Origin of the sequence: Kitasatospora sp. LaBMicrA B282, assembly GCF_050325825.1 — a bacterium.
Taxonomy (GTDB): Bacteria; Actinomycetota; Actinomycetes; order Streptomycetales; family Streptomycetaceae; genus Kitasatospora.
Map to the genome: position 1 here is coordinate 1 of NZ_JBNQTI010000271.1, position 7,576 is coordinate 7,576.

The 7,576-nt window shown below is 75.8% G+C and carries 6 protein-coding genes; 4 read left to right on the forward strand and 2 right to left on the reverse strand.

All coding sequences use genetic code 11. The features are described 5' to 3' along the window. Positions 1–158: 158 nt before the first annotated feature. Entirely contained in the window at positions 159–1,532 is a 1,374-nt protein-coding gene (locus ACQRUO_RS37735; protein ID WP_428320700.1) for a dipeptidase, read from the reverse strand. A gap of 355 nt (positions 1,533–1,887) precedes the next feature. On the opposite strand from ACQRUO_RS37735, the gene ACQRUO_RS37740 reads away from it, so the two are divergent. From ACQRUO_RS37740 to ACQRUO_RS37750, 3 genes are all read left to right on the forward strand, one after another. Continuing rightward, positions 1,888–3,042 (forward strand): geranylgeranyl reductase family protein, encoded by a 1,155-nt coding sequence (locus ACQRUO_RS37740; protein ID WP_428320705.1) that lies wholly within the window; start codon positions 1,888–1,890, stop codon positions 3,040–3,042. A gap of 127 nt (positions 3,043–3,169) precedes the next feature. Beyond that, complete coding sequence (locus ACQRUO_RS37745) at positions 3,170–4,450, forward strand: sensor histidine kinase (RefSeq protein ID WP_428320701.1); 1,281 nt, start codon at positions 3,170–3,172, stop codon at positions 4,448–4,450. Continuing rightward, positions 4,447–5,118 (forward strand): response regulator, encoded by a 672-nt coding sequence (locus ACQRUO_RS37750; RefSeq protein WP_428320702.1) that lies wholly within the window; start codon positions 4,447–4,449, stop codon positions 5,116–5,118. Before ACQRUO_RS37745 ends, ACQRUO_RS37750 begins: the two co-directional genes overlap by 4 nt. Before the next feature lie 75 nt (positions 5,119–5,193). Here ACQRUO_RS37750 and ACQRUO_RS37755 read toward each other — a convergent pair whose 3' ends face one another. Further along, positions 5,194–6,189 carry an ArsR/SmtB family transcription factor gene (locus ACQRUO_RS37755; RefSeq protein ID WP_428320703.1) on the reverse strand — a complete coding sequence of 332 codons (996 nt, stop codon included), beginning with the start codon at positions 6,187–6,189 and terminating at the stop codon, positions 5,194–5,196. Positions 6,190–6,259: 70 nt separating this feature from the next. Between ACQRUO_RS37755 and ACQRUO_RS37760 the strand changes: the two genes are divergently transcribed. Next, complete coding sequence (locus ACQRUO_RS37760) at positions 6,260–7,531, forward strand: MFS transporter (protein ID WP_428320704.1); 1,272 nt, start codon at positions 6,260–6,262, stop codon at positions 7,529–7,531. Positions 7,532–7,576 lie beyond the last annotated feature (45 nt).

The following is a 7,576-nucleotide window of genomic DNA, read 5'->3' on the forward strand; positions in this document are numbered from 1 at the left end:
GGCTTGTAGGCGTGGCCGGCAGAGCCGGCGGGTGGTCGAGCGCTGCTCGACGGGCCGGCAGGTCGGCGCGCCGCTGACCGCCCGCCCGTGGCCGGGTGACGGCAGGCGGGCGGGCGCGCGCCGGCCGGCGGGGAGCACGGGCGCTCCCCGCCCCGCCGTCAGCCGCGCCAGGTCTGCGCGTACCGCCGCAGGAAGAGCGCCTCGGCCAGGGCCATCCGCTCCAGCTCCGCCGGGTCCACGCTCTCGTTCACCGCGTGGATCTGGGTGGTCGGCTCCTCGACGCCGATCAGCACGATCTCGGCCTTCGGGTAGAGGGTGCGCAGCGTGTTGCAGAGCGGGATCGACCCGCCCTCGCCGGCCACCACCATCTCGGTGCCGAACGCCTCGTGCATCGCCTCGCCGAGCGCCTCGTAGGCCGGGCCGGAGGTCTCGGCCGAGAACGGGTGGCCGCCGGAGAGCCGGGTCACGGTCAGCTGGACCTGCCAGGGGGCGGCCTGCTCCAGGTGGGCGACCAGCGCGTCCTGGGCCGTCTCGATCGACATGCCCGGCGGCACCCGCAGGCTGACCTTGGCCCGGACGGCGGACTGCACCGAGGAGGTGGAGCCGACCACCGAGGGGACGTCGATGCCGACCACGGTCACGGCCGGGCGGGCCCAGAGCCGGTCGGCGACGCCGCCGGTGCCGATCAGCTCCACCCCGTCCAGCACTCTGGCGTCGGCGCGGAAGCGCTCCTCGGGGTAGCTGACGCCCGGCCAGGTCTGGTCGGCGGGCAGGTCCTTGATCGCGGTCGCGCCCTGCTCGTCGTAGAGCGAGGCGAGGATCTTCAGCAGCGCGGCGAGCGCGTCGGGGGCGGCACCGCCGAAGGCCCCCGAGTGCAGGTTGCCGGCCAGCGTGCGGACCTCGACGCTCACCTCGGTGATGCCGCGCAGCGAGGCGGTGGCGGTCGGCAGGCCGGCGGCGAAGTTGCCGACGTCGCCGATCACGATGGCGTCCGCGGTGAGCAGCTCGGGGTGGGCCAGCGCGTACTGCTCCATGCCGCCGGTGCCCTGCTCCTCGGAGCCCTCCACGATCACCTTGAGGTTGACCGGCAGCTGCGGGCCGCCGACCTCGCGCAGGGCCCGCAGGGCGGTCAGGTGCATCAGGATGTTGCCCTTGCAGTCGGCCGCGCCGCGGCCGTACCAGCGCCCGTCCCGCTCGGTCAGCTCGAACGGCGGGCTGGTCCAGGACTGCTCGTCCAGCTGCGGCTGGACGTCGTAGTGCGAGTAGAGCAGCACGGTGGGCGCGCCCGGCACGCCGGTCAGCTCGCCGTAGACGGACTGGGTGCCGTCGGGGGTGTCGAGCAGCTGAACGGCGGTCAGGCCCTCGGCGCGCAGCGCGTCGGCGACCCACTCGGCCGCGGCCCGGCACTCCCGCTCCAGGCCCAGCTCGGGGTCGGCGATCGACGGGAAGGCGACCAGTTCGGTCAGCTCGCGCTGGGCACGGGGCATCAGGGCGCGGACGGCGGCCGCGAGATCGGGCGACTGATCGGTCATGACGGATCTCTTTCGGAGCGGGAAGCGGTGCACGGGTGGGGTCGGATGCACGGGTGGAAACTGTCCGAAGCTGTGTTCTCCGGTGCGCACGAGCATAGGGGCCGCCCGGCGCACCACCGACGGACCGGTGCTGGTGGCGCGGGCGGCGGTTGCTCCGGGCGGCATAGGATGACTCGACGTGAGAGACTCCGCCAGCACTCCAGAGGCCAGTACCGCCGAGGTCGACCTGCCCACCGGGACTCCGGACGGGCTCGCGGCCCGTGACCCTGATGCCGCTGACCCCGGTGTCGCTGACCCCGACGCCGCCGCGGCGGCGGCCGGGCTCCCCGACCCGCTCGCCGGCGTCTGGGACGTCGTGGTGGTCGGGGCCGGGCCGGCGGGCGCCTCGGCCGCGCACGCCGCCGCCGTGCAGGGCCGCCGGGTGCTGCTGCTGGACAAGGCCGAGCACCCGCGCTACAAGACCTGCGGCGGCGGGATCATCGGGCCGTCCCGGGACAGCCTGCCGCCCGACTTCAAGATCCCGTTCCAGGACCGGGTGCACGCCGTCACCTTCGCACTGAACGGCCGGTACACCCGCACCCGGCGCTCCAAGCGGATGCTCTTCGGCCTGGTCAACCGCAACGAGTTCGACCTGCGCCTGGTCGAGGCGGCCGAGCAGGCCGGCGCGGTGCTGGTCACCGGGGTCAGCGTGACCGGCGTCGAGCAGCAGGGCGGGGCCGACCGCCGCACGGTGGCGGTCACGCTGGCCGACGGGCGTTCGGTGCAGGCCCGCGCGGTGGTCGGCGCGGACGGCAGCGCCAGCCGGATCGCCCGGCACGTCGGGGTCACGTTCGACCAGATCGACCTGGGCCTGGAGGCGGAGATCCCGGTGCCCGAGCGGGTGGCCCGGGCCTGGGAGGGCCGGATCCACCTGGACTGGGGCCCGCTGCCCGGCTCCTACGGGTGGGTCTTCCCGAAGACCGACTCCGGCAGCCTCACCGTCGGGGTGATCTCCGCCCGCGGCGACGGCGAGCTGACCAAGCGCTACCTGGCCGACTACATCCGGCGGTTGGGCCTGTCCGGCTTCACCCCCGCCATCGAGTCCGGCCACCTCACCCGCTGCCGGGCCGAGGACTCGCCGCTCTCCCGCGGCCGGGTGCTGGTGGCCGGCGACGCGGCCGGGCTGCTGGAGCCGTGGACCCGGGAGGGCATCTCCTACGCGCTGCGCTCGGGCCGGTTGGCCGGCGAGTGGGCGGTGCAGGTGGCCGAGGCGGCCGCCCCCGGCGACGTGCGGCGGCAGGCGCTGAACTACGCGTTCGCGGTGAAGGCGGGCCTGGGCGTGGAGATGCGCGCGGGGAAGGTGATGCTGGCGGCCTTCGAGCGGCGCCCGCACCTGTTCCACCTGGCGGTCTGCCTGATCAACCCGGCCTGGCGGGCCTTCGCCCGCACCACCCAGGGGCACTTCACCTTCGCGCAGATCCTGCGCCAGTACCGGGCCGCCCGGCGGCTGGCGGCGCTGGCCTCGCGCTGACCGGCGGCGGCACCCGGGGCGCGGGCCGCGGCCGTCACGTGCGTCGTCGCGTACTCCGGCGGGAGTACGGGTGACCACCCCGGCGGGCTGACGTCCGCCGGGGTGCGGCTGGCCTAGGTTGGGCGGCATGAGCGTTGGCGGTACCAGCCCGACCGGCGGCACCCACGACCCCGGCAGCGGCCCCGGCCGTGACGCCGGCAGCGGCCCCGCTTGGGGGTCGCCGTGGGCGCGGGCGCACCGCGGCGGGCCGCCGGTGGCCTCCGCGCTGCTGGTCTGCGTGCTGCAACTGGTCGGCAGCGCGGGCGCGGCCCGGCACCAGGCGCCGCACCGGGTGCCGCTGGACCCGCTCGGCTACCTGCTGCTGGTGCTCGGCCCGGCGCTGCTCCTGCTGCGCCGGCGCCACCCCGGCCCGGTGGTGGTCGGCACCGCCGCGGTGACTCTCGGCTACCTGGCCGCCGGCTACCCGTACGGCCCGTTCTTCGCCGCCTTCGCGGTCGCCTACTGCGCCGCGGTGCGGCGCGGCCGGCGCCGGGCCGCGGTGCTCAGCCTGCTCGCCGTCTACGCCGGCCACCTGCTGCTCGCCTTCGCGGTGCCGCGCCGGTGGCTGCGCGGGGCCGGCCAGGGGCTCGGCTTCTGGCCCGAGTTCGGCGTCACGGCCCTGGCGTTGCTGCTGGCCGCGGTCGCCGAGCTGCTGCGCTTCCGGCACGAGCAGGCCGCCGCCCGGTACGCGGCCCGGCAGGCGGCCCGCCGGCGACGGGTGGACGAGGAGCGGCTGCGGATGGCCCGCGAGCTGCACGACATCCTGGCGCACAGCATCTCGCTGATCCACCTGCAGGCCGGGGTGGCGCTGGAGCTGATCGACGACCGGCCCGAGCAGGCCCGGCAGGCGCTGGTGACCATCAAGGCGGCCAGCAAGGAGGCGCTCGGCGAGGTCCGCCAGGTGCTCGGCACGCTGCGCGACCCGGACGCCGCCGCCCCGCGCACCCCGACCCCCGGCCTGGACCGGCTGCCCGAGCTGGCCGAGCAGGCCCGGCACGCCGGCCTGGCGGTCACCGTGCGCACCGTGGGCGAACCGCGGGCGCTGCCCACCGGGGTGGGCCTGGCCGCCTTCCGGATCGTCCAGGAGGCGCTGACCAACGTGATCCGGCACTCGGCGGCCCGCCGTGCCGAGGTGCTGCTCGACTGGCAGGACCCGACGGCCCTCGCCGTCACCGTCACCGACCCGGGACCCGCCGCCGCCCCGGACGCCGGGGACCCGGCCGGCGGCGGCAACGGACTGGCCGGGATGCGGGAGCGGACCCAGGGGCTGGGCGGCACACTGGCGGCGGGACCACAGGCGGGCGGCTTCCAGGTCCGGGCCGAGCTGCCCATCGCAGGAGCCTTCGACCACCGGGAGGGTGACGGATGATCAGGGTGCTGCTGGCGGACGACCAGGTGCTGGTCCGGGCCGGCTTCCGGGCGCTGCTGGACGCCCAGCCGGACATCGGCGTGGTCGGCGAGGCCGACGACGGCGCGGCGGCGGTCCGGCTGGCCGGCGAGCTGCGCCCCGACGTGGTGCTGATGGACATCCGGATGCCCGGCCTGGACGGCCTGGCGGCCACCCGGCGGATCACCGCCGACCCGGAGCTGGCCGCGGTCAGGGTGGTGGTGCTGACCACCTACGAGCTCGACGAGTACGTCTTCGAGGCGCTGCGCGGCGGGGCCGCCGGGTTCCTGGTCAAGGACACCGAGCCGGCCGACCTGCTGCGCGCGGTGCGGGTGGTGGCGGCCGGCGACGCGCTGCTCTCGCCGGGCGTCACCCGCCGGCTGATCGGCGAGTTCGCCGCCCGTTCCAAGAGCCCGGAGCAGGGGGTGGACCCGGCGCTGTCGCGGCTGACCGAGCGGGAGCGCGAGGTGCTGACCCTGGTGGGGCTCGGCCTGTCCAACGAGGAGATCGCCCGCCGGCTGGTGGTCAGCCCGCTCACCGCGAAGACCCACGTCAGCCGCGCGATGGTGAAGCTCGGCGCGCGGGACCGGGCGCAGCTGGTGGTGCTCGCCTACGAGGCCGGGCTGGTCCGGCCGGGGTGGCTCGGGTGACCGTCCGTCACGGGTGACGGCCCGCCGCAGGTGACCGGGCGATGGTCCGGTGCCGGTGGCCCGGGTGACCGCCCGTCACGATCGGGTGCACAGTTCGGCGCCGAGCGGGCTGCGCAGGTAGAGCACCGAGCGGCCGTGCCGGGCCCGGGTCACCAGCCGGTTGGCCAGCAGCACCGCCAGCTGCTGGCTGACCGCGCCCGGGGTCACCCCGAGCCGCAGCGCCAGCTCGGTGGTGGAGACCGGCTCGTCCAGCAGGGTCAGCAGCCGGGCCCGGGGCGCGCCGATCAGCTGCTCCAGCGCCCGCGGGCCGGCCGGCGGATCCAGCGCGCCGGCCATGGTGCCCTGGCCGCGGGCCGGGTAGCTGATCGAGGGCGGGAAGTCCGCGCTGATCGAGGTGTTCACCGCGCTCACGAAGCAGGTGGGGATGAAGACCAGGCCGCGCTGGCTCACCTCGACGTCCACCTCGAGCCCGGGGCGGCCGAAGTCGCGGTCGATCGTCAGCACGCCGTCGGACCAGGCGAGCTTCCGGTCCAGCTCGGTGAGCAGCGCCGCCACCCCCTGCTGCGCCAGCGTCCGGGCCCGGTAGACGATGTCGGCCTCCAGCACCGAGCGGGCCCGCGGCCACCAGTGCGGGGCCAGGCACTCCTCCCAGTACTCCTCCAGGGCCAGGCAGATCCGCTCCAGCAGCTGCGAGGGCTCGGCCAGCCCCTCGGCCAGCAGCGGCGGCAGGGCACCGTCGTGCGGCAGGAAGGCGGGCTCCAGTTCGGCTCGTAGGGTGGCCGGGTCGGTGGCCCGCAGCACGCTCAGCTCGGCCCGGAAGCTCGGCGCCGGGCCGGTCGGGCGGGGCGTCAGGAAGTCCGGCACGTAGCGGTTGCTGGAGGTCAGCGAGCGGAGCAGCTGCTGTCCCTCCAACTGCTCGAACAGCGGACGCAGCCGGCGGAACCAGGGCTGCTGCGCCGGGTAGGCGCCCGGATGGGTCCACATCCGCAGACTGAGCACCGTCTCGTGCAGCGGCGACCAGGCGAAGGAGATCGCGGCCAGGTCATGGAGGCCGAGGTGAAAGCGGTACATACCGACCCTTTGATTGAGGCCAGGGCTAAATCAGTGTCCGCACCGTACGCCGCCGCGCTGAGCTTGCGCCATGACGACCACCACCACGGCCGCCCCGCCGACCCCTGCCCTCCGCAGACCCGGCAGCCTGTTGCCCACCGACCCGGTGCTGTGCCTGCTGACCTGGACCACTCTGGCCAACGCGCTCGGCAACGGGCTCTACTTCACCGTCAGCGCCCTCTACTTCACCCGGATCCTCGGCTACGGAGTGACCCAGACCGGTCTGGTGCTCACCGTGGCCGGCCTGTGCGGGGTGCTGGCCAGCATCCCGGCCGGGCGGGCCGCCGACCGGTTCGGCAGCAAGCGGGTGGTGGTCGCGCTGGTGGCCGTCGAGGCGGTGCTCAGCGCCGGCTTCCCGCTGCTGCACGGCCTGCCCGCCTTCCTGCTGCTGGCCTGCACGGTCACCGCGCTGGACCGCGGGGTCGCGGCGGCCCGCAGCACGCTCTACGCCGAGGTGCTGCCGGCCGAGCAGCGGGTGGCCGGGCGCGCCTACCTGCGGGCCGTCACCAACGTGGCGATGGGCCTCGGCGGCGCGCTGGCCGGTCTGACCCTGCAGGTCGACACCCGCTTCGCCTACAACCTCACGGTGCTCGCCAACTCGGTCAGCTACGCGGTGGTGGCGCTCTGGATGCTGCGCCTGCCGGACCGCCCGTCCGCGGCCGCGCCGAGCCCGGCCCTGACCCGGGCCGAGCGGCGCAACCCGGCGCTGCGCGACCTGCCGTTCCTCACCGTCACGGTGCTGAACGCCGTGCTCACCCTGCAGTTCGCGCTGCTGGAGGTCGGCGTGCCGCTGTGGATCGTCCGCGACACCCACGCGCCGCGGGCCCTGGTCGCGGCCGGGATGACGATCAACACGGTGCTGGTGGTGCTCTTCCAGGTGCGGGCCACCCGCGGCACCGAACGGCCCGGCAAAGCAGCCCGGGTCTGCCTGCGCGGCGGGCTGCTGCTGGCGGCCGGCTGCGTGCTGGTCGGCCTGGCGCACGGGCTGTCGCCGCTGGCCGCCACCGTGCTGCTGGTGCTCGGCATGGTGGTCGAGGCCCTCGGCGAGGTGCTCACCCAGGCCGGCAGCTGGGCGCTCAGCTACGACCTGGCGGGGGACGGCGCGGCCGGCGCGTACCAGGGCGTCTACAACGCGGGCACGGCCGCGGCCGCGATGGCCGGGCCGGGGCTGATCGCGGTCGGCGTGATCGGCCACGGGCCGGTCGGCTGGCTGGTGGCCGGGCTGCTCCTCGCCGCCGCGGGGGCGGCGATGGTGCCGGTGACCCGGTGGGCGCAGCGCGGTGCCGCCGAGCCGGCGGTGTGAGCGAGCCGGGCCGGTCGGGGCAGCCCGCGCCGAACGGCCCGGCAG